Here is a 26,978-nt window from a genome sequence, read left to right as displayed (position 1 = left end):
TTCTAATTTTTGCCTTGTGCGAATAGGGCATCTAACTTTTGCTCGTATTCGTGGTAGCCAAGATAATCGTACAATTCCATACGTGTTTGCATGCTGTCGACAACGGCTTTTTGGTCACCGTTTTCAAGTATAGATTTGTACACCATTTCTGCTGCTTTATTCATGGCGCGGAATGCACTTAATGGGTAAAGCACCATGTCTGCTCCCCATTCGCCAAGCTCTTCTTTGTTCCATAGTTCGGTTTTGCCGAACTCAGTAATGTTGGCAAGGATAGGTACGTCTAATGCTTCTGAGAATGCGCGGTAGTGCTCTTCAGTTTGAACTGCTTCTGCAAATATGCCGTCAGCACCTGCTGCTACGTAGGCTTTTGCGCGCTCAATGGCTTTGTCTAAACCTTCTTGTGCGAATGCGTCAGTGCGGGCCATGATGAAAAAGTCTGGGTCAGTTCTGGCGTCAACTGCGGCTTTAATGCGGTCCACCATTTCTTCTGTACTAACAATTTCTTTGTTTGGGCGGTGACCACAGCGTTTTTGAGCAACCTGGTCTTCCATATGAACTGCCGCCGCGCCTGCTTTTTCCATGTCGCGAATGGTTTTAGCAATGTTAAATGCGCCGCCCCAACCCGTGTCGATGTCTACCATAAGTGGAAGGTCACACGCGCTTGTTATGCGCTGTACGTCTGCAATTACATCGTTAAGTGACGTCATGCCCAAATCGGGTAGGCCGTATGACGCATTGGCTACGCCGCCACCCGAAAGGTAGATAGCTTGGTGGCCAATGGCCTTTGCCATCATGGCGGTGTAGGCATTAATTGTACCTACAATTTGTAGAGGTTTATTGTTCTCTAAGGCGGTTCTGAATTTCTTTCCTGCACTCATGATTGTCACTCACTTATTTGAAAGTAGGGTAGAGGTGAATTGGATACAAAGAAGCCTTTAAGGTGTTAGTCATGATTGAGCTTCTTCTCGATATTATTTTTTGAATAAAGAATATGGCGTCGCATTAACATTTCCGCCAGTTCTTCGTCGCGATTGGCAATGGCGTTAACAATGTGTCTGTGCTCGTCAAACGCGGTGCTGACTCGAGGGCCTGCCATACCTAGCTGCACGCGATACATGCGCACAAGATGATAGAGTCCGTCGATAAGCACACTTATTAGATGATCGTTCTTACTACCCTTCACAATACGGTAGTGAAAGTCTACGTCGCCAGCTTCTTGGTAATAGCTATGACTGTCTTTTACCTTGTCAAAATGACTATCCAGCAACGACTGCATATCCGCAATTTCTTCGTCAGTCATATATCTAGCGGCTAATCGCGCAGCCATGCCTTCTAATGCTTCGCGCACTTGATATAGCTGAATAAGACCTTCGGGAGATAGCGCCACCACGCGGGCACCCACGTTAGCTTTACGCTCAACAAGATGACAGGTAGCAAGGCGATTAATAGCTTCACGGATGACAGCACGACTGACTTCGTACTTTGTCGACAATTCTGTTTCACTGAGTTTACTGCCAGCAGCAATAACACCCTCAACAATATCCTTTCTCAATTTGAAGAAGGTTTTGTCTGCATTCGTTATTGCTTGTTCGGTAATTTTGATCACGGTTTTAAATTTTCTTGCTGGAATGTCGACAATATAGCCTCTTAAAACTCAATTTTCAATGTTTGAGGGTTTTATTGTCGACAAAGTGTGGCGTGGGCAGTTTATGTGATAAGCAGTTGCCTCGTTAAACTTGCTTAGCTTCAATTTATCTAGAATGAATAAAAAATTGGGTCGAAAAGGTCAGCATGCTCTACTATTTGCAGTTGTAGATACGAGTAAATAGGTGTCGTAATTTTGCCCAATTGGTCAGTATTAAAGCGCTGAGTGATATTAGAGAGGTTGATACCGATTTTTTTTGTATCATTATGAAAGATATAGGTTTATTTTATTTTTGTGAGTGTTGTTAGTGAAATGTAAAATTTAACCAATTAGTCTAATTTTGAAAGAATAGTTTAGTGAAAATGTAATATTTCACTTTCCAATATAGAAACATGTCGGTATCATACCGTTCCAGTCTTCAAGCCTAAACTCTTTCACTGAGATATTGAGGGCTGGTAAAGGTAACTTCCACTTTTAAAGCGAAGTATTATTGAAAGTAAGTCTGTAATTTTTCATTGCAACTTACTTTTTTATTGCCTGAAATCAGCATTAAGCACTTTGCTGCTCCTCTTACTATCCCCTCGAGTTTGGGTTGCAAAAGTTCCACAGAAGAACTTGAAGCAATTGATAAATAGATTAAATACCTAACACTCAAGCAAAGGGGTTACACCATGAAAACCAATACTGACGTGTCTAAGACACTCGCCAGTAAGCTTTCGCCTGTCGCACTTGCAGTAGCGATGACCGTTCCAGCTCTTACGAATGTTGCCGTAGCGCAAGAAGCAGAAGCGACAGAAGAGCAAAAGTTCGAAGCCATTACCGTTACCGCTACTAAGCGTCCCCAAGTTATTTATGAAGTACCGATTGCCTTGAGTGCATTCGACGGTGACAAATTAGCTGAACAAGGCATCACTGATCTAACAGACGTAGGTAAGTTCGTACCAAACCTAAACGTAACCGGTTTCTCTGCTGGTCACACGTCGTCAGTTAACCCGTTTATTCGTGGTATCGGTCTTCAAGACCACCTTATTACCACTGATCCAGGTGTAAGTGTTTATGTTGATGGTGTTTACCTAGGTCGCCAAGTTGGTCAAAACTGGAGCCTTAACAACATCGAGCGTATCGAAGTACTTCGTGGTCCACAGGGCACACTATACGGTCGTAACTCTATCGGTGGTGCAATTAACATCATCACTAAAGAACCTGATCAAGGCGACGTAACTAAAATCAACACTGAGTTTGGTACTCGTGGTCGCGTAAAAGCTGATCTTTTTGTTAACCACGGTTTGTCAGATGAGTTAGCGTTCAACATGAACCTGTCATTTAACAAGCGCGACGGCCTTGGTGAGTTCATCAATGTACCTAACGCTGAATACGATGTGGGTGAAACAGAAGATATTTCTGGTCGTGTGTCAGTTAAGTGGGAGCCTTCAAACGACTTCCGTATGGTACTAACTGCTGATGCAAACAATGGTGACGGCGGTCTTCGCCCGTACACTGTACTTATTGATGAAGTAGGCTCTGCGCGTTACTTCGGTGGTGGTAACGGTTTAGGTGTAGAACTTCGCAACTCTGACGTTATCCCAGAAGGTTATGACCGTTATGACAATGCAACAGGTACTGCTGCAGTAACGTCTGTATCAAATGAAGCTCGTGGCCTTTCACTTACTACTGAGTGGGATATCAACGAAGATTACACAGCGAAAGTTGTAGCAAGCCAACGTACCTCTAAGTACAAAGCGGGTCTTGATGATGACGGTACGGTTTTCTCGCTTGATCAATTCCCAGAGCGCGGAGAAGCAGATCAAACTTCTGTTGAACTTCAGCTTAACGGTTACATTAACGAGTACACTGACTTCGTAGCTGGTCTTTACTACTTCAACGAAGAAGGTAGCAACCGTCAAGGTGACGACTCAAACTTCGACGGTGGTCCAAACCTTTTAGCACTCGACCAAGAAACAACATCGAAAGCCGCTTATGTTAACGTTCGTCATGACATTAACGACGAGTTGAGCATCTCTGGTGGTCTTCGTTATACCAAAGATGAGAAAGACGCGTCAGCAAACGTATTTGGCCCACTAGGTACTATTTTCGATTCAAACGATTGGGACGAAGTAACGTGGGAACTTGCCACAAACTACACGTTTGAGAATGGCATGACTGGTTATGCAACGATTCAGTCTGGCTATCAATCAGGTCAATACCCTGCGCGCCCTTACTGCCTAATTGGTCAGTTCTTTGGTGCTGGTGGTTTTGATGATATCGAAGGCGCTCAAGCGGCGGTTCGTGCAAACAACTGTTTTACAGCATCAGATAACATTACTGCGACTAACTACGAAGTGGGTATTAAAGGTCGTGTAAACGAATATTTCGATATGAGTATCGCGGTATTCAACACTGAGTTTGAAGACCTACCTTATCAGGTAAGCCGTGTAAGTGAAGGTGGTTTTGATACTGCTAACCTAGTTGTAGAACAAACTTCTCGTGGTATTGAAGCTGACGCTACGTTTAGCTACGGCAACTTTAGCGTGATGACCAGCATTGGTTATATGGACGTAGACGTTGAAGAGCAGGCTGGTTTTAGCCCGGTTGCCCCACTTACGCCAGACCTAACACTTGCCATTGGTCCTCAATACACCTTTGAACTTGATGGCGGCGACTCAATTCGCGTGCGCGCTGACTACTCTTATCGTTCAGAAATGTACGGTGAGCCAACATCTGCGCCAGAGCGTATGACCGAGCTTGATAGCCGTGAACTTGTTAACTTTGATATCGCGTACACGCCAGCAAACGATGCATACACCGTAGCGCTTTACGGCCGTAACATCTTTGATGAGCGTTATGACAATGCGCGTTTGAATACAGGTGATTACATCCTTCAAATTCTAAGCAACGATGCAAGTGAATTTGGTGTGAGATTCTCTACTGAGTTCTAAGAGATAGATAATTGAGAAAAAGCCGGTTTTAAACCGGCTTTTTTTTGCTTGTTTTCTAGCACTATTTAGCATAGTTTTAAATTCCTAGAAGATTAATTCAGGGAGTGAGTATGCGCGTAATAGCAGGGTTACTATTGACAATAGGACTGGTTGGCTGCACGCATACTGACCAGTCGAACACCGCGCGACAAACGGTCGAAAGAACTGAATTTGGTAGCGTATGCCGCTTTAGTGGAAGCGGAGAGCATGGCTCATGCCCGTTGGCAGGCAGCGACATGGTAGGAGCGTCGTGCTCATGCCCATCTCCGTTTGGCCAAATGATGGGTACGGTGTCGAAAAACTAATATGGAGCAGTAACATGGGACTGTTGACGGGTTTCAAAAAATCGAGCCTTGAAAAAAAGTTTAGAAAAAGTGATTGGGTGATTATCCAGTCGATCCCTTTTGCGCAATTTGAACAGCTTATCGTTGATTACGTCGACAGTGGGTGGGAAATTGAAGACGATTATGTTCGTCTACAAGAAGATACACCGAAATGGGAGTGTATACTAAAAAAAGGGACGAGCATTCTGACATGCATTTGGACAATGAAAGCGCATGGTCAGGTATACGGTCCATCCAGAGTATTAAATGGACTGGCTGAAAAACTTAATATGAAACCTACAACCACTATTTCACAGCCTTGGTTTTAGTACCTTATAGCCGCAAGTGTCCTATCTAAACGTGTATTACAGCCATCCTTTCTGTTTGGCAATGCGCGCTGCATCTACGCGATTAGTTGCGTCTAGTTTCGAGATAGCTTCCGATAAATAATTACGCACAGTACCTTCTGAGAGAAAAAGCTGCTGTGCGATTGCCCGTGTTTTTAGGCCGTCTGAAGCAAGTTTAAGGGCTGACATTTCTTTTGGCGAAAGTGGGTTTTTGTCATCGAGGGCCATAATAGCGAGCTCTGGCGAGATGACCTTTTCCCCTCTTGTTACTTTGTGTATTGCGTCGATTAGGTAGTCACTATCAGACTCTTTTAAAATAAACCCTTTTACGCCAGAAGCGAGTGCTCGCTTAATGTAACCAGGTTTGGCAAAGGTCGTCATCAATACAACGCAGGTATTTATCGCCTTACTTGCCACATGATTTGCGACATCTAGCCCTGTTACTTGAGGCATTTCTATATCGCTCAGTATAACGTTTGGTGTTTCATGGTGCTCTAGGTAAGTGATTGCTTCCTGTCCATTGCTGCATTTACCCACCACATCAAACCCTTCTTCTAACGAAAGTAACATAGCAATTGCGTCACGTACCAGTGACTGATCTTCAACAACGAGAATAGTGGTCATACAGCGCAATCCTTTTTAGTCGCTTACTAGTTTGTGAGGCAATATAAGCTCGCAGTGAAATGCACAGTCTGGTGAGGTGCTAAATACAACCTCGGCACCAATTGTGTTTGCGCGTTCGCGTATGCCCGTTAATCCATTGCCTTCGATAACCGAAAGTTGAGCGTTTTCTCTACCATAGTCAAAATACTTAAGGATGATTGCAGTTTCAAAGTACTCTAGTATTAACGACACGCTTTTACCTTTCGAGTGACGAAGCGTATTCGTGGTAAGTTCTTTAATAATGAGCGAAAGTTGCGACTCTTCCATTGATGTAAGCGTATTTGCTAGCTGTTTTGCCACATCGAAACTAGTTTCAAACCCATTTTCCTCCAGCAAAGCGATATTTTTGGCAATTTCGTCACTAAGCGATAAGTGTTTAATATCAGAAACTGCATAACGAATATCACTGAGCAGAGATTGCGATAGCGTCGCTAGCGCCTTTACTTCCTGCTGCGCTAAGGTGAGCTCGTTTTTACTAAGTAGCTTATCGGCCAATTGTGCTTTTAGTGCTATGGAGCTAAGTGCGTGGCCTGCCACGTCGTGAAGGTCCCTCCCAATACGTTCTCGTTCAGCAATGGCTGATAGTGTCTTCATTGATTCTGCGTGCTTCGCCTCTTTCATTTGAAATTCAGTTTCTTTCCTTTCCATCGCTCCAAAACCAAAAAGAACCACACTGTTGATCGTTGCCGCCAGCAGATACCAGCCTTGCTCCTTAAAAATATAAAGCTGAAGTAGTGCAAGTGAGAGAGCAATTAGGGAAATAAAGGCAATGCCTTTTTGCAACGTGTAGTAGTAGCCAATAATAAAGCCGACAAACCCGAAAATTATTGCACCGCCAGGGTTTTGAAAGCTGACAGCGTAACCAAGTAGGAGTAAAAAGGATAAAAAATAGGGCAGAACCTGAGGCGGCGAGTTTATAGCACGAATATATATCGCGACAAAAAGGCCATAGCCGCCCAGTTGCAAAAGCCACACCGAACTTGGGAGTGGCATAGAGAGAACGAGAGGCACAAAATAGAATAGTGAAAAAAATAAGCTGCTGTATGACCAACGTTTTTTGCGACCACTGGCTAAGAGTGGCATTACGCTTTCACGGTGTGCAGAGGATGCATTGTTTAACACAAGTATTTCGTCCTTACTGAAATACAACAGCAGATTTACTGGTGATCAATAATGTGCCCGAGATAATTAATATAATACCCAGCACGGCATAGATGTCGAATGTTTGTTTCCAAAATACCACGGAGGCTGCTGTAATTAGTGCTATACCCATGCCGGACCAAATGGCATAGGCGATTCCGACCCCCATATTCTTAAGAACGAAGGCGAACAACATGCCGGATACTGCGTAGAAAAAGATAGCACTATAACCAAATGCCCATTTTTCCCAGCCGTTTGAGGCTTTGAGCAGCATGGTTGCTGTCACCTCAGTTACAATGGCAATAGCGAGAATAAGATAAGTCATGTTTGTTCCCCTCTACGTTAAAGTTTGCGATAGCGCCGTTCTAATGCGTACAAAGAAATAATGTAGATAATGACAATAACGGTACTAATTGCTTCAACGCGGGCTTCAGGGAAGAGATACCAAACGGCAACAATAGAGATGGTGCGAGCAATGGTGTGGAAGTAGCCTACCCAATGTTGAATGGCCCATGAAAGAGGCATCCACATTAAACCGGCTAGAATGCCCAATGAAAGTGGTACTGTGGTGTGGTCGATAGCAGCAACGGGTAAGGCAATGCCAAATACCATTAAGCTCATTATCAACCCCACAAAAAACAGACGGTCAAAGCTTGTTGTCACTTTATCTTTGGCAAAGAAGCGTTCTCCCGTAATGTAAGACAGTCCCGCACCAAGGTAGAAAATCGCTCCTGTTCCGATGTAAAGAAGCCACGTCATAACAAATTCAGATACAAAAGGCGCGGTGAGCCCAAGCATTGCCCATACGATAGTGCCTGCCAACGGCATAGCTATGAATCGGTTTTGTTTAAATAACGTTCGTTCTTGTTCTAACGTTAATGTGGTTTGTGAGGATGTTTGAGTGGTGGGTGAAATGCGAATGGCGTCTATCATTGTCTTTTCCTATTATGCTAATTAAGCGTAGGAAAAAGTATGAAGGGTTTGGTTTTAAGAAAGTATTCACAAAGGTCATCAAAAAGACATGACAAAAGTCACTTAATTTGGATTGTTATGCCACTTGCTTTTTCGCCTTGCGTTTATTCAGTACGCTATCTCCATCTTCTTTTGACAACAGCAAGCTGTCAGCAATGCTGACAAACGCAACACATGCCATAAATAACATAGCCAGAACAAAGGTGTCTAAGTTTGGTGAAGACGGCGTTTGATCAAGGATAAACGTCGCAACGGCAATGGCAAGTGCTGAAAGTGTGATACCAAGACCTCTGTTCATTTGCATTAAAATTGCGCCCAACGTATTGGCGTCGCGCATCTTATTAGTGGGGACATCAGCAAACGCAATCGTATTTAGCAGGGTTAGATGCATTGAACGTGTCATCCCGTTGATAAACAAGATGACGCCTATGGTAGTTGATGCCGTTGTATGGGTGATACAGGCAAGGGCGATAAAACCTAACGAAATCAGTATGCCATTAGTAATCAAAACGCGCTTAAAGCCAAACGAATTCATTATCCATGTCGTGGCGGGTTTGATAGCAAGGTTTCCAGCAAACAGCCATAACAGTAAGGTCCCCGCTTCGACCGGCGTGTAGCCAAGCCCTAGCTGTAGCATTAGCGGCACAAGAAATGGCGCACTTCCAAGAGCAACGCGTACCACAGACCCACCATATACTGATAAACGGAATGTTCTATGTGCCATTGCTTCAAATGAAAACAGAGGAAATGCTGCTCGTTTTACATGCCTAATGGCAAGCAACATGAGCGTTAAACCCGTCAGAATAATACCGATTGCAACAAACAAAGCATCTGTCGCACTGGCCAGGTACTCAATTCCGGCCATAAAAAGTGCAAAACCAACGCCGGTAAGTAAGAAACCTTTAAGGTCGAAACGGCCCACATTGGCTTTCGTGTTTTTCAACAAATACATTGAGGCAATTATTGCGAGAATACCCAGTGGAATGTTCATGTAAAAAATCCACTGCCAGCTAAGGTGGGTAGCAATATAGCCGCCTAGAACGGGTCCTAAAATAGGTGCACTAAGTGCAGGCCATGTAATAATAGCGACGGTCTTAACGAGCTTTTCTTTGGGTAAGTCGCGAAGTACCACCAAACGCCCAACGGGGACCATCATTGCACCACCCACACCCTGAAGTATGCGCGCTAGCGTGAATTCAACAAGGCTTGTGCTCAGTCCGCATAATATCGAGGCGAGAGTAAATACAGCAATTGCGGCAAGAAATATTGTTCGTGCACCAAAACGATCGGCGACATAACCACTTAAGGGAATAAATAGGGTAACGGCTACTAAATATGCAGAAACGCCGATTGAAAGATGGGCTGCCGGAATGTTGAAGTCGGCAGCGATCACAGGAAGCGCAGTAGTAATTACTGTGGCATCTAAAATTTCCATAAAGAGCGCCCCTGCAACAAGAAGCGCAGTGGCAAACTCTTTATTGAATAATTTCAAAGGCGCGTACCACGCGAGCAACACCAGTGACATTGCGTGCAATGTCCACCGCTGTCGTAGACTCCAAATTGGTTAATCTGCCCATTAAGAAGACCTCAGAGTCTTGTACAACGACTTTCACTTGCAAGGCTGGCACACGTTCATCAGCAACAATTTTGGCTCTTACTTTTGAAGCTAACCAGATATCATTCGCTTGAGTGCCTGCGCCAATAGGCTCAGCCAGTCGAATTTGGTTGTGAATTTTTTTTAGGTAAGACACTTCTTGCGCGCGACGCACTGCTTCGTCGACTAGCGCTTGATTGGGCGCCTGACCAGTGAGCAAAGCCACACCGTTATATACATCAACTTGTAGATTAGTTTGCTCTTTTAGTGCTTGGCTTTTAGACCATTGGTACGCCACTGAACTGTCGGCATTTTGGTCATCTAGCTGAGTACCTACTGTTCGCCTGTCGTTTGCTACTTTTGCTGCCATTGCGCCAGCGGCACCAACGGCAACAACACAGCCTTGCAGATTAACAAGTAGGGCTGCACATAGCCCTAATGTTCCGATTTTTTTAGCGCTTATCATAATTTTTTTTAATTCTTACTCATCACCGTGATCAGCAGGGAATAGGCTATCATCAATGCACTCACACAAATTGTGGATCACCAACAAGTGAACTTCTTGAATACGCGCAGTACGATTTGACGGGACGCGAATTTCAACGTCGTGTTCGCTCAAAAAGCCTGCCATTTCACCACCGTCTTTACCGGTAAGCGCCACAATAGTCATATCACGAGAAAGAGCAGCTTCCATCGCTGCAATGACGTTGCGTGAATTACCGCTAGTTGAGATGGCAAGAAGAATATCGCCAGGCTGACCTAGTGCACGAACCTGCTTTGCAAAAATTTCATCGTAACTGTAGTCGTTAGCAATTGAAGTAAGTGTCGAGGTGTCTGTGCTAAGTGCAATCGCGGGTAGGCTAGGGCGATCTCGCTCATAACGGTTAAGCATTTCAGAAGAAAAGTGCTGCGCATCACCCGCTGAACCACCATTACCACAGCTTAACACCTTATTACCGCGAATAAGCGCTTCAACCATCATGTTCGCTGCTTTTTCAATAGACTCAGGCAGTATTTCAGAAGCTGCAATTTTGGTTTGAATGCTCTCTGTAAAATTCGCTTTAATTTGTTCAATCATACTTCACTTTCTCTTATAAAAGGCTCACGGCTGACGACACATCTGTCGTTGTGGCAGGGCGGAGGCCTTCATCGCACCTGTGCGCGGGGAAACTTTTCCTCGTACACAGCAATAAAGACTCCGCCTTTACACAAACTACGATAAGGCTTGCAGAGCTTGGTGGGGGAATACCGTAGAAAACCCTCCGCTGCATGGATGCAGCGGCGGAGCGCCCATGGATGGGTTCACCGCGTGTTTTCGGAGGTATTCCCCCACCTAGTTCCATGCAAGCCTTGCTCAGCCGATATTTTTTAGCCACTGAAGGTTGCTTCCATCAATGGCGATAACGTCTATGCGCAAAGGGGTAGACGTTGAGTTTAGGTTATTATCTAACAAATAGAATTCAAACGCAGCCCGAATTCTGTGTAGTTTCTTGGCTGTGACAAACTCAATGGCACTGCCAAAGCGTTGTTGCTTGCGATATTTCACTTCAATGCAGACTATCGTGTTACCGTCTTGCATAACTAAATCAAGTTCACCGCGTCTTGTTCGGTAGTTACGACAACGTAGCGACAGTCCTTGTTCCACTAAAAATTCGCACGCTTTGTCTTCGGCTGCATTCCCTTGCAGTAATGACATGAATTTCTTACTCCATCAGCATTTGTACCGCTTCATTGCGAATAATAGCTTGAGGTTGCTTTCTTACGACCTCACCTTTTGTATTCACTGATAGCGTACCTGTTAATCCTTCGTGGGTTAAGTAGTTGAGGGTGTTTAACATACCAAGTTCAGGCAATAACTGGTAAGCATCATAGCCAAACGCAAACAAACGTTTTTGCATGGTGTTTTGATTTTCCCATGCGTTGGCTACCTCACTTTCAAGCACTTTCCAATTATGCTCGGGCATTAGCCAAGGCATGTCGATAAAGTGCACATTCTGTAAATCGCGCCATTGGTTCTTACCACTGTCGTAATCCATGGAGCGCGATGTCGCATAAACGGGCACTTGCTTTCCATCATAAGGATTTAAACTGGCTTCAATAATCGGATTTAGCAATTCGGTATCTTGAGGAGAAGCGAACGCAACAATGGCATCAATATCTCTGCGGCTACGCGGCATGTTGTACACTTCATCGTTGGTCATGTATTCGATTTGATTTATCCGCGCATTACTTTGCGCCACGTCCAATGCTTGGGTAATACCTTCACGCAGTGAGCCACTGTCGTTGAAAGAAACCGAGGTAATGTTTGCCCGCTGCTTGTTTTCTTGTTTGTGCAATTCACGCCAGTGCGTTTTAAATGTATCGTCCATACGCTGATAAAGGCTGCTTTGCGCTGCAATAACGATAGGCGCTCGATAGCCTTTATTAAAAATAAACTCCGCTAATTGCTTAGCTTCATCTTCCGGTGCCAAACTGAAAAAGTTCAACGAAGTAGGTAGCGCAATAGACGATAATTCATTGCTTGCGTTGAGTTCACTTTCACTATCAATTAAGGCATTTGTCGTGGTAACGCTATCAATGTCGTCTGGGCGATTGAGGGCAAGTACGTTTACGCCCATAGGAAGTGCGGGTATCAGGCTTTCAACGGTTTCTTTTAGCAGTGGACCAATGACAAACTTGGTTTCACCGAGTTGAGCCAACAAACTAGCGGTATCTGCATTGTTTGTATCGATAAATCGAAGGCGAGGCAACTCTCTTTCATGTTGGCGCTTCTCTACATCGCTGTAGTAGGCGCTGATAATACCGTTTTTAACAACATCTCCGGTTCTGGCCAGTCTGCCCGACAAAGGCAGCAAAACGGCAATATCGTTAGCTCCCGTTTCTTGCAGTTGGGTGGCTTCAATAATTTCTTGAGGAAGGGCATTGGCTAATACATGGCCACGATACACTTGTTTAAATTGAGAGAGGTTAGCATCGAGTTGGCGCGGCGTTGCGGCATATTGCTCTGTAAGCTTTCGCAGCGAGATAAAAGGCGCAAGATCGGGGTATTGCTTATTTATTGTTGTTAAATTCTCCGCTGATACTGTCGTTACCCAACGCCATATGCGCGCCACTTTGTCTTCGTCTGACAAGTCCGTTTTGAGCATACTATTAGCGGCGGCTGCGCCGTTGCCTTGTTGAGAATAGAGCTGTGTTTGTAAGCGCGCTTTTTCCACGCGCGTATCTTCTGAGTCTTCAACATTGTCGAGCAAGGCAAGCAGTTCATCGACAGGAGCATTCGATGTGCTTGCATAGGCTTTTGCCATCAGTAGAGAATAGTACGAGGAAAGACTGCTTGGTACACCGTCTTGTTTTACTTCAAACAAGACCTGCTGAGCAAGCACTGGCTTATCGTCATTTAAGTAAAGTTCGGCAGCTTGAAGTAGTAAAAGGTCTCTTTGGTTTTTATTGCGTGATTGAGCCCATACTTTTTTTGCTTCAAGGAGTTTGTGCTCTGGGGTGAGAATCTCTTCAACTTTTTGCACAGCGGGTTTCGGTGTGACCACACTCGGCGCTTTTGTTTGTTTTGGTGTGCTGCCACAGCCACCAAGCAACAACAATGACGTGATTGCAGAGAGCGTAAAATATTTTCCAGCTTGTCCAATATGAGGCACAGTCTCATTCCTTTTACATCAATATGGGTCAAGTTTATCTTAACCAGTGTGAAAATCTACGCTTGCCAGCATAAACTGGACCAATGGCGTGTTACACTTATCGCAACCCTTTCAAACTTGATCATGTTTAACAACTTTTATGACTGACACAGCAACGCTATATATTGTTCCCACGCCAATAGGTAACTTAAATGACATGAGTACGCGAGCAATCGAGGTGCTTCGCGAGGTAAGTTGGATAGCTGCTGAGGATACCCGTCATAGTGCTAGACTATTGCAACACTTTAACATTGACACCAAAACGCTGTCATTACACGAGCACAACGAAGATAAACGCGCTGCAATGTTGTGTGAGCGGTTAAAAGGCGGAGAAGCCGTTGCACTTATTAGTGACGCAGGTACGCCGCTCATTAGTGATCCGGGTTTTGTACTCGTGCGCCGTTGTCGTGAGCAAGGAATACCAGTGAGTGCATTACCTGGCCCGTGCGCAGCTATTACGGCGTTAAGTGCTTCAGGACTTCCCACTGATACCTTTATTTTTGAAGGCTTTTTACCTGTTAAGAGTCAGGCTAAAGAAACTGCACTGTCGGCTTTGAAAGATAGAACATTTACAACGGTGTTTTACGAAGCGCCTAGACGTATTCTTGATACGGTATGCGCCATTCAAAAAGTGTTAGGTGAAAGGCAGGTGGTGGTTGCAAAAGAGCTGACGAAAACATTCGAGACCTACGTAAGTGGCACGCCACAAGACGTGATTGATTATTTAGAGTCTGATGCAGCACACCAAAAAGGTGAGTTTGTCGTGATGATTGCGCCTGCGCAACTTGATGAACAAGACATACCGAGTGAAGCGATGTCGTTGTTAATGACATTGTGCGAGCATATTCCGCTTAAGAAGGCGGCGGGGATAGTGGCAAGTCATTACAATTTAAAAAAGAATGCGCTATATCAGGCAGGCCTTGATGCTAAAGCGTAATCAATAATGTCGAAATAGAGTAAAAGAAAACCCGCTTTAGCGGGTTTTCTTTTTGTCGAAGTTTTTCGCAGACGTTTCTTTTGGCCTACGATAAGCGACCCTTGAAATCTTCGTAAGAAAATTCTCTGACGAGTTCAAAGTCACCGTTTGAACGTAAAATGCCGATGGCAGGGTGCTCAACACCATTGAAGAAAGTTGTCTTTACCATGGTGTAGTGCATCATGTCTTCAAACTGAAGACGGTCTCCAGCTTTTAGCGGTTTGTCGAATGAATAGGTATCTATGACGTCACCGGCAAGGCATGAATTCCCGCCTAACTTAACGTTAAAGGCTTTTTCATCAGGCATACCTGCGCCCAAAATGGTAGGGCGATAGGGCATTTCCAACACATCTGGCATGTGAGCTGTCGCTGAAATATCCAAAATAGCGATATCACCGTCGTTATTTACAACGTCAACCACTTCACTGATTAACGGGCCTGTTTGCCACGCCACAGCAGAGCCAGGTTCTAAAATAACGTCTAAATGTGGGTAGCGAGCCTTAAAGTCTTTAAGTGTGTTGATAAGATGTTCAACGTCGTAGCCTTCTCGTGTCATAAGGTGACCACCACCTAGATTTAACCACTTAAGATCACCCAACCACTTACCGAAGCGTTTCTCGATAGCTTGAAGAGTTCGCGCTGTGGCAAACGAATCGCACTCACACAAGTTGTGACAATGAAACCCTTCAATACCACTAAGGTCAACGCCTTCAAGCTCACTTGCTCTTATGCCTAAACGCGAACCTGGTGCCGCTGGGTCATAAAGCGGAGTATCTGCTTCTTGATGTTCTGGGTTAATACGCAAGCCTAGTGATACATTTGCCAGTGTCTCTTTGTGGGCTTGCCATTGGGCCAAGCTATTAAACGATAGGTGATTGACCAATGAAGCTAGCGCTTTGGCATCATTTGCTTTGTAAGCGGGTGAGTATGCGTGAACTTCTTTACCCATTTCAGCGGCTAACTTCGCTTCCCACACAGAACTTGCCGTTGCGCCGTGCAGATACTGTTTAATAATGTCGAAGCACGACCACATTGAAAAGCCCTTAAGCGCAAGAATGATGCGAGCACCAGACTCGTCTTGAACTCGCTTCATTAATTCAAGGTTACGAATAAGCTTAGCTTCTTCTAGGACATAACAAGGAGAAGGAATGTCAGTGCGTTGCGTTAAATCGGTCAATGGGGTCAAACTCCATAAATTTTGCAATAGTATTGGTGTTGCGTAATATCGCGAAACAGTCAAACAAAAGGGCGCCTTGGCGCCCCTTATTGGTATTACTTAGTGAAAGGGCTGCTTTCACACTCGATCACGTGCCATGGTAGACCGTGTTCGTTTAGCATGTCCATGAATGGGTCTGGATCGAATTGTTCCATATTCCATACACCGGCTTCTTTCCAAGTGCCATTTAGCATCAGTGCAGCACCAATCATAGCGGGAACACCTGTTGTGTAAGATACCGCCTGTGCGCCCACTTCTTCATTACATTTGGCGTGATCACAGTTGTTGTAAATAAAGATAGTTTTTTCTTTACCATCTTTAATACCTGTGATGTACGTGCCAATACACGTCATACCGCTGTAGCCTTCTGCCAACGAGCCTGGATTAGGTAACACAGCTTTTAAGAACTCAAGCGGTACAATTTGCTGACCTTGGAATTCTACTGGCTCAATGCTAGTCATGCCAATGCCTTCAAGTACACGAAGGTGGTTAAGGTATGCATCGCCAAATGTCATCCAGAAACGTGCGCGTTTTAGCGTAGGGAAATGTTTAACCAGCGACTCAAGCTCTTCGTGGAACATGAGGTATGACGCACGGACACCGATGTTCTGGTAGTCCAAATCTTCACGTACGCTTAATGGATCCGTTTCTTTCCACTCACCGTTTTCCCAGAAGCGACCACGCTGCGTGATCTCGCGAATATTGATTTCTGGGTTGAAGTTAGTTGCAAATGCTTGACCGTGGTCACCACCGTTACAATCAACGATATCCAAGTAATGAATTTCATCGAAATAATGCTTTGCTGCATAGGCGGTATAAACGTTAGTTACGCCTGGATCGAAGCCACTACCAAGTAGTGCCATGATTCCTGCATCTTTAAACTTGTTTTGGTAAGCCCATTGCCACGAATACTCGAATTTAGCTTCGTCTTTTGGCTCGTAGTTTGCGGTATCTAGGTAATCAGTATTTGTTGCCAAGCACGCGTCCATGATCGGAAGATCTTGATACGGTAGCGCAAGATTAATGACAAGATCAGGTTTCACTTCATTGATAAGTGCTTCAACTTCTTTTGCGTTGTCTGCATCAAGGGCAAATACACCCTTAACACGATCTTCGCCCACTTCTTTTTGAAGCGCTTCGCATTTTGATACCGTGCGGCTTGCAAGATAGATTTCGTCGAAGTGCTGTGGCAAACGTGCACACTTTTTAACAGTTACTGACGCAACACCGCCAGCACCAATAATTAAAACGCGAGACATATAAACTGATCCCTAATTTTGCTAATGAAATTTGGGCTGAATGCTAGCAGACCAATCTAATTTGGCAAGCAAAGTCAGCACGCGAGAGTACAAAAAATTTTAATCGTTACAAGCGACAAAAGGTTACTCCTTCACCCTACTATCTGGTGACAGCATCAATAGGAGGTGAAATAACCACCTTACCATCAACCTTATAGTAAGGGTACAGCAACAATCGCTCTTCTTGATTTGGCGTGGCCGTAGCCACCGCAATGGCATCAAGGGTTTTGCTATCTTGGGTGTTAACCGTTGCGGCATACACTAGCACGCTGTAGCTGTTACTATCAGTAGTGGCATCAATGATCCGCCACTGCAATTGTTCAATTAACTGTGACTCGCGCTTTCTTGTGTTGGATTCATCACTGAACACACAGCCTATTCGGCCATTGTCGTAAATTGCTGCGAAGGGATAGAAAACATCACACACGGGTAACATGTGTTCACATAACGCTAGCGCTCTAGCAACTAATTCGCTTATGGGTTTGGGCAATGTAACTGGTCGGTCGATCATAATGTCATTCCTGTAAGTTAGCCTTGCTGTACAACATTTATGATTTTGTTACGCGAATACAGCGCAGATTGATCTTTACGGTACGCTTTTTGTTCATTTACAAAAAGGCCAGCCCGTTCTACTCACAGTAGTTTATTAATTGCGTTCACGACAGTTAAATGCCCGATTAATTGAGATAGCGCATAAAAATTTAAAAAAAAAGCTCAGTGATTTAGCATTGAGATAGTGGCTTAACCTACGATCTTGCGCCTTGCAAACCACCAGTGTGCAGCACAATTATGTTGGACCCCTTTGGGAAGTAGCCCTCTTTCAGCAGTTGTTTCAAAGCCCAAAACAACTTTCCTGAGTAAACAGGCTCTATAGTGAAGGGCATAGTGGTATTGAACTCATCGCAGAAAATACGCAATTCGCTGGGAACTTTGGCATACCCGCCCAAATGAAAACGATGATCTATCGACCAAGCTGAACATTTATCGCTGATAAATTGAGATACCAATGACTCCAAATAATTATCACCCTTTAGTACACCAATGCCTAACGCCTGTTGGGTATTCGATAGTTTGTTTATGATGCCGGCTAAGGTGGCGCCGCTGGCAACGGGGGCCATTATTACGTCAAAAGGTATGGCTATTTCATCAACCATCTCACCAATACCATGTAGTGCCGACTGCTGGCTTCCACCCTCTGGAATAATCAAGGCATTGTTATACCTCTGTTGTAATTGCGATATGTAGTCAGGGTCATTACGTTTTTGATAGGTAATACGGTCGACATACTCAATATCAACATTCCAATTCATCAAATCATTAATCATAGGGGAGGGCGATGCGCTGTAATTACCTCGGACGATTGCGGTTAGCGGTATACCAAGCTGGTAGCTCGCATAGCCTAAGGCATGTAAGTGGTTGGAGAATCCACCGCCAAAGCTCACCATAGCGTTCGGTTTTGTGCTTTTAAGGGTATAGGCCAATTTGCGCCATTTATTTCCTGACATAATTGGGTGAATCATGTCATCTCGCTTTACCCATATCGTCACTTCGTTCGCCCCTGTCCAAGAAGGTGAAAACGGCATTAACGAGGAGGGGAGCGCAAGGCTCGCTTCAAGTTCAGAAAGCTTATTCAATAGTCCAAAACCGTAGTTTGATCAAAGTCGAGTGCACCGAAGTATAACCATTATGTGATGTAAACAAAATCGAACTACTAAAGGTTTCCTATGCGGTACATCGGCGCGCTTTTACCTTATCAATTAAACTCAAAAGCTGGCTTAAACATCAATAGCACATTACTTCGTGTGCTTGCTGTTATGGGTGTTTTGAGTTGCATGGCAGTGACAGACAAATCAATGGCACAAGATACCCTACCTGAAGAAATTCAAGATAATGTCCCCAATGCTGCGCTTGTGGGAGAGGATATGTTCACTTACTACTTTTGGGATGTGTATTTAGCCTCTTTGTACGCACCAAACGGACGCTATAACACTGAAGATGCCTTTGCCCTTCGGCTAAAGTATCAGCGAGATCTTGAAGGCAAAAAAATAGCACAACGGTCTATTGATGAGATGAAAAAGCAAAGCTCACTTTCACAAGAACAAGTTAAAGCATGGCTAAGTAAAATGGAATCCATATTTCCTGATGTCAGCGACGGCGATGTATTAACGGGAGTGGCAACGAAAAATGGGACTAGCGTCTTTTATTTTAATGGGGAAAAAGTAGACAGCGTCGAAGATGCAGATTTTACCACCCGGTTTTTTAATATTTGGTTAGGTGAAAGCACATCAGAACCCAAATTTAGAAAAGCGCTGTTAGGGGAAAGCTAAATGAAACTTTTCAAAAAAATTGCAGTGAGTGCACTTGGTGCGGGATTGTTTTTGGGGGCGTTAACAGGTTGTTCTGTCTCAGTAGATGGGAACGACTACAAAGCCGTGAGCCCAGTGTTTGATATAGAACAATTTTTCGACGGTGATGTTAAGGCATGGGGTATTGTACAAAATCGCTCTGGTGAAGTGGTACAGCGTTTCATTGTTGATATTAATGGTCGCATTGACGGTGACACATTAACCCTCGATGAGACGTTTACTTATGGTGTTGGAGAAGGCCCCACATCGCGAACTTGGACCATAGTGAAGCAAGCAGACAACAGTTATATTGGGCGCGCAAGCGATATTGAGGGACCAGCTAAAGGAACGGCGTTTGGCAATGCATTTAATTTCCATTACGAAATGGATTTACCTGTAGACGACACTACGTATTCGGTTACCTTTGATGACTGGTTTTGGGCATTCGACGACAGCACAATGATGAATCGTTCATACATTCGTAAGTTTGGTATCGTCATGGCTGAAGTCACTATTTTTATGCAAAAACAGCCTTAATGCTTGAAGCTAAATACCACGCCTAGTCCGCGGCCTTGCATTAGCGGGTCGTGGACAAACCAAAGTTTACCGTCGTGTAGTTTCACAATAGCGGAAACCAGTGACAAACCGAGTCCGTTACCTTTGCTGGTTCGACTCGATTCCGCACGATAAAAGCGGCGCTCCAAGCTTTCTATTTCTTGTTCTTTTACACCTATGCCGCAGTCATTGACTGACAACACAATGCGCCCGTTAGTGTCGCTCAACGACACCTCAACACGTCCCCCGCTAGGTGAATATTTAATGGCGTTATCAAGTACATTAGCGACAGCCTGAAACATCAAGTTTGGATCTGCATTCATCAACACAGGCTGTAGCGATGAATGCAGACTTATTTCTCGTTCTTCCGCTAGCGGGTGATAAAGGTCGACAACATCGTCGATAATGTCGCGAAGCCCAGTAGGGCAAAATCCCTCTTTTTTACTGGTTGTTTCTAGACCGCTAATTCGCAATAAACTGTTAAACATGTTTAGCAGATTGTCTGCCTCTTGTGTCGTTTCTTCGCGAAGGTTATCGTCCTCTATCTTTTCAAGAGTGTTGCGCAGTCGGGCAAGAGGGGTGCGTAAGTCATGTGCAATACTGTCAGTCACCGATTTGATGTTATTCACTGAGTTTTCGATGGTGTCTAACATTTGGTTAAAAACAAAAGAAAGACTGCTTAAGTCATCCCAGCTGCTATCAATTTCAAGCCGCTCTTCAAGGCTCCCTGTCTTAATTATCTTGTCAGCGGTTTGTGACATGCGATTTATTCGATTGACGACGTAAACGGCAATGGCGAAGCTTAAAACGCTCAACAAGCACAAGAGAATAACAATAATCCAACTAAAGGTTTTGCCAAACCATTGGGCGCTATAAAGGTCATCGATACCGCGCCCCACGTGCAATACATAATCGCCAAGTTCAACTTGTTTTAACAATGCCTGATGAAGCGTTTTGGGCTCTTGCTCACCCTTGTAGGTAACAATCAATTCAGCCGTGTTGTAGTTATCAAAAAGGTGTCTTGTAGTAATAACGGGAATGCTTGTTAGGTTACCGGCGACCACTTGACCATTTCGACTGATAACAAGAAATGTGCGAGCAGCTTCGTATTGTGATAAACCGGACTGATAGGGCGAAGAAACGGTAAAGCTGCCACTGTTTACTACCTCGATTACGGCATCAATACCCAGCTTTTTATAAAGCGTTGTTATCGCGTCGGCCTTGGCGTTTATCGCAGCATTAGACTCTGTAATAAAAACATCGCTGCTGGTCAAACGCCAGAAATAAATAATAAGAACAATGGCAATACTTGCCAGTGTAGTAAGCAGCGCGCCTACACGAAAACTAGAGCTTCGCGTAAAGTCGCGAATCGCTATCATGCAAGGTTATCCGCTATACGATACCCTGTGCCTCGTACTGTTTCGATAAGTGGAACATTAAATGCCTTATCAACTTTTTGGCGTAATCGGCTTATATGCACGTCAATTACATTAGTTTGAGGGTCGAAGTGATAGTTCCATACTTGCTCAAGTAGCATACTACGCGTGACCACTTTACCCTTGTGACGCAACAAGCATTCAAGTAACTGAAACTCTTTTGACTGCAAGTCAATTTCAGTTTCACCCCGTAGTACTTTACGATTAACCAGATCGAGTGTGAGATCACCCACTTTAATTTGGGTTTTATCGTCGCTCTCGCGGTTCCGGCCTGCTAGCCCTTCAACACGCGCTAACAATTCTTCAAATGCAAAGGGCTTGGTAAGGTAGTCGTTGGCTCCGGTGCGAAGGCCTTTTACCTTATCTTCTACTTGGCTTTTCGCGCTAAGCAATAGCACTGGTGTTGTATTCCCAAGTTCCCTTAACTTTTCAAGCACGGTAAAACCATCTAATTCGGGAAGCATTACGTCAAGAATAACGGCGTCCAGCTCATTTGAAACCGCCTCGCTTAAGCCAGCAGCACCGTCTGCCACAGTTATACACTCATGCCCCTCGCCAGATAGGCCACTTGAGATGTGTGAGGCAACTTTTGGATCATCTTCTACCAGTAGGACTCTCATTTTTACGCTTCTTTTAATTAATTAAACGCAACATGACTTCACCTAAGAGAAGTCGTATGACGATACACGGCGGTACCCTATTCAGTAGCTTCTACGTTAAAAAAGGCAAAATGCGATCACTTTTCACATCCCGTTATTCGCCGCGTTCAAAACGCATTTCCGCGTTGTATGGAGTAAAGTGTTGAACGTCTCCTCGCTCACACTTTTCTTGTACTTCGTGCCAGTACTCTGGCGTCATTAGATCGCCATGTAACGATTTTAGAATATCTTTAAATTTTCGCTTACCAACAATGAAATGCTCGAATTGTTCTGGAAATACATCATTAGGTGCAACCGATAGTGTGTCAATAGCGTAAGGGTCGTCAGACTTTGGTAACGCTCTGAAATTACGTTCATTCATCAAACAAATTTCGTCATAGTCGTAAAAAATGACGCGTCCGTGGCGAGTAATGCCGAAGTTCTTATGCAACATGTCGCCAGGGAATATATTTGCCATGGCAATCTGCTTGATGCATAGGCCTAACTCGTCAAGCGCACTAGTTATTTTGTCTTCGTCGGTTTCTTGCTGAAGATACAAATTAAGCGGTGTCATTTTCCGCTCGATGTATAAATGCTTAATAATAAGTTCACTTTCAGTAAACTCGAGGCTTGATGCACAAGTTTCCTGTAACTCTTTGATAAGTTCAGGCTCAATTCTCTCAAGCGGGAACCTAAAATTTACGTATTCGTGAGTATCGGCCATGCGGCCAACACGGTCAGACATTTTTACCAGCTTGTAGCATTCTTTAACGTGCTCTCGTGTAATCTTTTTACTCTCAGCAAATTCATCCTTAATAATTTTAAACACCACCCCATAAGAAGGCAGATGGAAAACCATCATTACTAATCCGCGAATACCCGGGGCCGCCTCGAACTTGTCATCTGAACTATCCATATGTTGCAAGAAGTTGCGATAAAAAACGGTTTTTCCATGCTTGTAATGGCCCAAGGCCATGTAAAGCTCAAAATGCTTCTTGTTCGGCAATAGCTCTTGTAGGAACGCGGCAACTTCTGCGGGGTTTTGGGTATCAGCCATAAAATAGCTACGAGCAAAACCAAATATAACACTTAAATCTTTTCGGTCTGTTAATAACGCATCAACGAACATGTGTGGCTCGTTGTATCGGCGCATGGCAATAACAAAAGGCAGGGTTTCATCGGGCATACAAATACGACCAATCAGATAGGCTGCTTTTCCTCTGAAGAAGGTTGGTTTTAGTATTTCAACTGCCTGAACGCTGGCAAGTTGTTCTTTATTTAGTCGTGCACGCAAGGCTTTTTCTAAGCTTTGAAGGTCGCGTTCGTAATTTTCAAAAGGAATGTTGTAGCGGTATATTTTGAAGATAGACTCATACATTTCGCGAACAGTCGTCGTAGTATCGAAACTGTTGATCACTTTGTGCCTATCTTGCCCCGGTAAAAAACATCGACTTGGCAAAACAAACATCATGTCGTTGTCTATCTTTCTATGCTTGAAAAAGCGTCCAATCACAGAATTATAAAAGGTTTCCGCTAATTCAAATTGTGGGTGCCCTTCTAACTGTGTCGCAAACACTTTCTTTAACTCTTGCCAAAAAATGTCATCTTTTTGATGTACTTCTGTTAACTGATAAATTTCGGCAACCGCATCGGAAAGGCTTTGTTCGTATATAGTAATGCGCTCTTTAGACGCGGCCTGCGTTTCTCGCCAGTTTCCGTTTTCAAAGCGTTCTTGCGCACCACGGGTAATGCGCGTAAACCACCGATAGCTTTTGTCGAAATGTGCCAGTATTAAGTAAGCCACTTTTTTCACTAATGGCTTTTCTATGTGAGTAGACGCAGTATCCATAGGGTCAGTTCCTCTCTTTCTATGGCGATAGATTTACCATAAAAAGTCTGCAAAGTGAGAGAAGTTTGAAGCAGATCGCCAATAAGTCGTTAAAAAAGGCCTTTATTTTTTGTTTTACTAAACTTTTGATTAATGTATTCTGAAGTTTGATTAGTGAACAGAACTAAAGTTTTTCAGATGGGTTTTAATATTCTTATTTGTGATGATTCAGCGCTTGCGCGTAAGATGGCAAGAAGAAATCTGCCAGAAGGTTTCGCTGAAACAATCTATGAAGTGTCGAATGGAATGGACGCCTTAGAAGTATTGGCACATCATACCATCGATTTAGTTTTACTCGATCTTACTATGCCTGTTTTAGGTGGCATAGATGTGTTGCGCGAAATCAAACGTCGACAGTTGGAAACCTTTGTCATTGTTGTCTCGGGTGATATTCAACCTATGATGCAAGACAAAGTAATGGCGTTAGGTGCACTCGGCTTTATTGAAAAGCCGATAAAAACCACACTGTTGAAATCGCTCCTACAACGTTTTGGTTTTCTACTACCGGAAACACAAAAAAGTGCGATGGCGGTGTAAAAGGTTTACCCCGCCAAAGGTCTTCACGCTCTAGTTAAACCAATGTCTTGTTTTATTGGCAAACCAAACCAGCGATAGCATCACTGGTACCTCTACTAATACTCCCACTACTGTTGCAAGTGCAGCGCCACTATTAAGACCAAATAGTGAAATCGCAACGGCAACAGCTAATTCGAAAAAGTTCGATGTTCCTATCATACAAGCAGGTGCAGCAACATTATGTGGTAACTTCATTCGCTTTGCTGCAAAGTAGGCAATCGCAAAAATACCGTATGTTTGTATTAAAAGCGGTATTGCGATTAGCACGATATCCTGAGGTTGAGCCAATATGGTATTCGCTTGTAAACCAAACAGAATCACGATAGTGAGTAGCAACCCGCATACCGAAAAAGGTTTAAATCTTTCTACCAATTTTGTTACCGCTTGTGGCCCTTTTTTCTCAATTTGCTTGCGTGTTATAAACCCAGCGAGTAACGGTAAAACGACATACAGAACAACCGACAGTAGCAGTGTGTCCCACGGAACAGTGATATCGGTAACACCAAGCAGCAGTGCAGTAATAGGGGCAAAAGCAACAACCATAATTAGGTCATTGATTGACACCTGCACTAACGTGTAATTGGCATCGCCTTTCGTAAGGTGGCTCCATACAAACACCATTGCAGTGCATGGGGCGACGCCCAACAAAATCATGCCGGCTATGTACTCTGTTGCTGTTTGAGGGTCAACCCAATCGGCAAACAGCCCTTTAAAGAAAAGCCAGCCAAGTAATGCCATAGTAAACGGTTTAATCAGCCAATTTACTACCAAAGTAAGAATAAGCCCTTTGGGCTTTTTACCTACATCTTTTAGCGATCCAAAATCAATTTGGACCATCATGGGATAAATCATTAGCCAAATAAGTACCGCTACAACCAAATTAACGTGAGCGTACTCAAGCGCTGCAACATATTCGAAAAGAGTGGGAAAGGCATAGCCCAAAGCAACGCCCGCTATAATACATAGACCGACCCACACTGATAAATAGCGTTCAAAGAAACCCATGTGCAACTCCGTTAAATTGACTTTTGATTGACGCGCTTGCTCACTTCTTCTGCGCTTTCAACACGCTCTGAATAGCGATCAACAAGAAAGGTTTTGTTGTCGCGAGTAAGTAGCGTAAATTTAACCAGCTCTTCAACAACATCAACAATGCGGTTGTAATAGGGAGAGGGTTTCATGCGACCATCTTCTTCAAATTCCAAAAATGCTTTGGCTACTGATGATTGGTTGGGAATGGTGAGCATCCGCATCCATCTTCCCAATATGCGCATTTGATTTACGGCGTTAAATGACTGAGAGCCGCCGCAAACTTGCATAAGGGCAAGTGTTTTTCCTTGAGTGGGACGGATACCGCCTATGCTAAGTGGAACCCAGTCAATCATACTTTTCATTATGCCTGTGATGCTGCCGTGACGCTCTGGGGAACACCATATTTGTCCTTCAGACCACATCATTAACTCACGGAGCTCTTTTACCTTGGGATGATTTTCGTCCTCGGTGTCAGGCTGAGGTAATCCCTTGGGATCAAAAGCCTTAGCTTCTGCACCAAAATACGTTAGTAAACGCACCGACTCTTCAACAACAAGGCGACTGTAGGAGCGCTCCCTAAGCGAACCATACAACAAGAGAATACGAGGTTTATGCTGAGAAAAAGTGCTCGCGAAATCACTCATTTGTGGTGTGCGCATTTCCTCCATCGATAAATTGGCTGACGGCGCAGTGGTATCTGTTGCCATTTATTGTGCTCCTAAGGTAGTTAGTGCTTCTTTTAGTGCATCGGTAGACAGTGACTGCTCTGCTAATTCGGTTAAGCTTTTTACGCGTTGTTCAATGATGTTCATCGTTTGATGAAATGCTGCAGCTTTGTCTTCTTCGCTTCCTTCCAGTTTTGACGGGTCTTCTAATCCCCAATGCACTTTTAATGACTTTCCAAAATAAACAGGGCAAGACTCACCTGCTGCAGAATCGCACACAGTAACAACAAGATCCGGTGCATAATCCTCAAACTCATCCCATGACTGACTTTTCAGACCATCTGTTCGATAGCCGCGTTCAGCCAAGTATTTTAATGAAAGCGGATGAACCTCTCCCACAGGTTGACTGCCCGCACTACGCGCTTCAAGTGCACTTGGGGCTGCATTAGTGATAGCTTCACATAAGATGCTTCTACAACGGTTGTGAGTACAAACATATAAGATCTTCATATTTTCTCTCAAATTAGTAAGTTAAGTGCTTAGCAGTTGTCACAACACAGGTTGTTAATAGCTTCTTCAATATAACTAAGGTTGTGCGTAGCGGTTTGTTCAATAATCTCGCGTGCCCAAGCGGGGAGTTTGGGGTGAAGTCGGTAGTAAACCCATTTACCTCTACGTGTATCTTGCACGAGTTCACACTTTCTTAAGTCTGCAAGATGACGAGATATTTTGGGTTGGCTAATGTTCAGCGCATCGGTAAAGTCGCAAACGCAAAGTTCTTCTTTTTGACTCAGCATAAGCAGTGTTTTTAGTCGGGTCTCTTCTGACAAACACTTGAAAAAAGACAGCGGAGACAAGGTACAATTCGACATAAATTTCTCACATGTGAATTTTCGTATATGTTATATCATATGTGAAATTTCATATATGTCAAATCATATCTGCATTTTCATATATGTTCAAATGCTCATGGCCACAACGCCTCAAGCGCTTTTTATGACG

At 44.0% G+C, this 26,978-nt stretch carries 29 protein-coding genes; 7 read left to right on the top strand and 22 right to left on the bottom strand.

All coding sequences use genetic code 11. The features are described 5' to 3' along the window. Window positions 1-2: 2 nt before the first annotated feature. Complete coding sequence (gene prpB, locus OZ660_RS15270; RefSeq protein ID WP_159626627.1) at window positions 3-878, bottom strand: methylisocitrate lyase; 876 nt, start codon at window positions 876-878, stop codon at window positions 3-5. 65 nt (window positions 879-943) lie between these two features. Next, complete coding sequence (locus tag OZ660_RS15265; protein WP_274741497.1) at window positions 944-1,606, bottom strand: GntR family transcriptional regulator; 663 nt, start codon at window positions 1,604-1,606, stop codon at window positions 944-946. A 710-nt stretch (window positions 1,607-2,316) separates the two neighbouring features. Here OZ660_RS15265 and OZ660_RS15260 point away from each other — a divergent pair. From OZ660_RS15260 to OZ660_RS15250, 3 genes are all read left to right on the top strand, one after another. Beyond that, window positions 2,317-4,581, top strand: a complete 2,265-nt coding sequence (locus OZ660_RS15260) for a TonB-dependent receptor (RefSeq protein WP_274741496.1) — start codon at window positions 2,317-2,319, stop codon at window positions 4,579-4,581. Window positions 4,582-4,691: 110 nt separating this feature from the next. Continuing rightward, window positions 4,692-4,925, top strand: coding sequence for a hypothetical protein (locus OZ660_RS15255; RefSeq protein WP_274741495.1), 234 nt, complete (start codon window positions 4,692-4,694; stop codon window positions 4,923-4,925). Between the two features lie 14 nt (window positions 4,926-4,939). After that, on the top strand, window positions 4,940-5,272 hold the full coding sequence (locus OZ660_RS15250) for a hypothetical protein (protein ID WP_159626635.1): 333 nt from the start codon (window positions 4,940-4,942) through the stop codon (window positions 5,270-5,272). A gap of 36 nt (window positions 5,273-5,308) precedes the next feature. Here the strand turns inward: OZ660_RS15250 and OZ660_RS15245 are convergent, their stop codons facing one another. From OZ660_RS15245 to OZ660_RS15205, 9 genes are all read right to left on the bottom strand, one after another. Beyond that, window positions 5,309-5,914 (bottom strand): response regulator transcription factor, encoded by a 606-nt coding sequence (locus tag OZ660_RS15245; RefSeq protein ID WP_274741494.1) that lies wholly within the window; start codon window positions 5,912-5,914, stop codon window positions 5,309-5,311. A 15-nt stretch (window positions 5,915-5,929) separates the two neighbouring features. After that, window positions 5,930-7,075 (bottom strand): sensor histidine kinase, encoded by a 1,146-nt coding sequence (locus OZ660_RS15240; RefSeq protein WP_274741493.1) that lies wholly within the window; start codon window positions 7,073-7,075, stop codon window positions 5,930-5,932. 13 nt (window positions 7,076-7,088) lie between these two features. After that, window positions 7,089-7,418 (bottom strand): DMT family transporter, encoded by a 330-nt coding sequence (locus tag OZ660_RS15235; protein WP_274741492.1) that lies wholly within the window; start codon window positions 7,416-7,418, stop codon window positions 7,089-7,091. A gap of 17 nt (window positions 7,419-7,435) precedes the next feature. After that, window positions 7,436-8,026 (bottom strand): DUF7010 family protein, encoded by a 591-nt coding sequence (locus tag OZ660_RS15230; protein ID WP_274741491.1) that lies wholly within the window; start codon window positions 8,024-8,026, stop codon window positions 7,436-7,438. Window positions 8,027-8,141: 115 nt separating this feature from the next. After that, complete coding sequence (locus tag OZ660_RS15225) at window positions 8,142-9,557, bottom strand: MFS transporter (RefSeq protein WP_274741490.1); 1,416 nt, start codon at window positions 9,555-9,557, stop codon at window positions 8,142-8,144. Then, complete coding sequence (locus OZ660_RS15220; protein WP_274741489.1) at window positions 9,541-10,125, bottom strand: BON domain-containing protein; 585 nt, start codon at window positions 10,123-10,125, stop codon at window positions 9,541-9,543. The genes OZ660_RS15225 and OZ660_RS15220 overlap by 17 nt, the downstream gene beginning before the upstream one ends. 15 nt (window positions 10,126-10,140) lie before the next feature. Next, window positions 10,141-10,737 carry a phosphoheptose isomerase gene (locus OZ660_RS15215; protein ID WP_105929513.1) on the bottom strand — a complete coding sequence of 199 codons (597 nt, stop codon included), beginning with the start codon at window positions 10,735-10,737 and terminating at the stop codon, window positions 10,141-10,143. A 276-nt stretch (window positions 10,738-11,013) separates the two neighbouring features. Further along, complete coding sequence (locus OZ660_RS15210) at window positions 11,014-11,355, bottom strand: YraN family protein (RefSeq protein WP_202262311.1); 342 nt, start codon at window positions 11,353-11,355, stop codon at window positions 11,014-11,016. Between the two features lie 7 nt (window positions 11,356-11,362). Next, window positions 11,363-13,312 carry a penicillin-binding protein activator gene (locus tag OZ660_RS15205; protein ID WP_274741488.1) on the bottom strand — a complete coding sequence of 650 codons (1,950 nt, stop codon included), beginning with the start codon at window positions 13,310-13,312 and terminating at the stop codon, window positions 11,363-11,365. A 139-nt stretch (window positions 13,313-13,451) separates the two neighbouring features. Between OZ660_RS15205 and rsmI the strand changes: the two genes are divergently transcribed. Next, window positions 13,452-14,288, top strand: coding sequence for a 16S rRNA (cytidine(1402)-2'-O)-methyltransferase (gene rsmI / locus OZ660_RS15200; protein ID WP_226432180.1), 837 nt, complete (start codon window positions 13,452-13,454; stop codon window positions 14,286-14,288). 85 nt (window positions 14,289-14,373) lie between these two features. Here the strand turns inward: rsmI and nspC are convergent, their stop codons facing one another. The 4 genes from nspC to OZ660_RS15180 form a co-directional block, all read right to left on the bottom strand. After that, complete coding sequence (nspC, locus tag OZ660_RS15195) at window positions 14,374-15,504, bottom strand: carboxynorspermidine decarboxylase (protein ID WP_274741487.1); 1,131 nt, start codon at window positions 15,502-15,504, stop codon at window positions 14,374-14,376. A 95-nt stretch (window positions 15,505-15,599) separates the two neighbouring features. Beyond that, window positions 15,600-16,802 (bottom strand): saccharopine dehydrogenase family protein, encoded by a 1,203-nt coding sequence (locus OZ660_RS15190; RefSeq protein WP_159626669.1) that lies wholly within the window; start codon window positions 16,800-16,802, stop codon window positions 15,600-15,602. 139 nt (window positions 16,803-16,941) lie between these two features. Then, a complete protein-coding gene (locus tag OZ660_RS15185) occupies window positions 16,942-17,352 on the bottom strand; it encodes a hypothetical protein (protein ID WP_274741486.1) in 411 nt (136 codons plus the stop codon). A gap of 235 nt (window positions 17,353-17,587) precedes the next feature. Beyond that, complete coding sequence (locus OZ660_RS15180; protein WP_274741485.1) at window positions 17,588-18,475, bottom strand: 1-aminocyclopropane-1-carboxylate deaminase/D-cysteine desulfhydrase; 888 nt, start codon at window positions 18,473-18,475, stop codon at window positions 17,588-17,590. Window positions 18,476-18,565: 90 nt separating this feature from the next. On the opposite strand from OZ660_RS15180, the gene OZ660_RS15175 reads away from it, so the two are divergent. Continuing rightward, complete coding sequence (locus tag OZ660_RS15175; RefSeq protein ID WP_274741484.1) at window positions 18,566-19,168, top strand: chalcone isomerase family protein; 603 nt, start codon at window positions 18,566-18,568, stop codon at window positions 19,166-19,168. After that, window positions 19,169-19,723, top strand: a complete 555-nt coding sequence (locus OZ660_RS15170) for a DUF3833 domain-containing protein (protein WP_274741483.1) — start codon at window positions 19,169-19,171, stop codon at window positions 19,721-19,723. Here the strand turns inward: OZ660_RS15170 and OZ660_RS15165 are convergent. The 3 genes from OZ660_RS15165 to aceK form a co-directional block, all read right to left on the bottom strand. Beyond that, on the bottom strand, window positions 19,720-21,120 hold the full coding sequence (locus OZ660_RS15165) for a HAMP domain-containing sensor histidine kinase (protein WP_274741481.1): 1,401 nt from the start codon (window positions 21,118-21,120) through the stop codon (window positions 19,720-19,722). The genes OZ660_RS15170 and OZ660_RS15165 overlap by 4 nt on opposite strands. Beyond that, a complete protein-coding gene (locus tag OZ660_RS15160; protein WP_202262304.1) occupies window positions 21,117-21,797 on the bottom strand; it encodes a response regulator transcription factor in 681 nt (226 codons plus the stop codon). Before OZ660_RS15160 ends, OZ660_RS15165 begins: the two co-directional genes overlap by 4 nt. A 133-nt stretch (window positions 21,798-21,930) precedes the next feature. Further along, a complete protein-coding gene (gene aceK, locus OZ660_RS15155; protein ID WP_274741480.1) occupies window positions 21,931-23,664 on the bottom strand; it encodes a bifunctional isocitrate dehydrogenase kinase/phosphatase in 1,734 nt (577 codons plus the stop codon). A 177-nt stretch (window positions 23,665-23,841) separates the two neighbouring features. Here aceK and OZ660_RS15150 point away from each other — a divergent pair, with 177 nt between their 5' ends. Next, window positions 23,842-24,240 (top strand): response regulator, encoded by a 399-nt coding sequence (locus OZ660_RS15150; protein WP_159626683.1) that lies wholly within the window; start codon window positions 23,842-23,844, stop codon window positions 24,238-24,240. A gap of 30 nt (window positions 24,241-24,270) precedes the next feature. Here OZ660_RS15150 and arsB read toward each other — a convergent pair whose 3' ends face one another. From arsB to OZ660_RS15130, 4 genes are read right to left on the bottom strand one after another with little or no spacing between them, the layout of a single operon-like run. Beyond that, window positions 24,271-25,284, bottom strand: coding sequence for an ACR3 family arsenite efflux transporter (arsB, locus tag OZ660_RS15145; protein WP_274741479.1), 1,014 nt, complete (start codon window positions 25,282-25,284; stop codon window positions 24,271-24,273). A gap of 11 nt (window positions 25,285-25,295) precedes the next feature. Continuing rightward, window positions 25,296-25,979, bottom strand: a complete 684-nt coding sequence (arsH, locus tag OZ660_RS15140; protein ID WP_274743466.1) for an arsenical resistance protein ArsH — start codon at window positions 25,977-25,979, stop codon at window positions 25,296-25,298. A gap of 39 nt (window positions 25,980-26,018) precedes the next feature. Continuing rightward, window positions 26,019-26,486 (bottom strand): arsenate reductase ArsC, encoded by a 468-nt coding sequence (locus OZ660_RS15135; protein WP_274741478.1) that lies wholly within the window; start codon window positions 26,484-26,486, stop codon window positions 26,019-26,021. Window positions 26,487-26,515: 29 nt separating this feature from the next. Next, window positions 26,516-26,848 (bottom strand): metalloregulator ArsR/SmtB family transcription factor, encoded by a 333-nt coding sequence (locus OZ660_RS15130; protein WP_274741477.1) that lies wholly within the window; start codon window positions 26,846-26,848, stop codon window positions 26,516-26,518. Window positions 26,849-26,978: the final 130 nt, after the last annotated feature.

Source organism: Alteromonas sp. 009811495 (genome assembly GCF_028865455.1).
Classification (GTDB): domain Bacteria; phylum Pseudomonadota; class Gammaproteobacteria; order Enterobacterales; family Alteromonadaceae; genus Alteromonas.
This window is presented reverse-complemented; position numbering and strand designations above follow the sequence as displayed.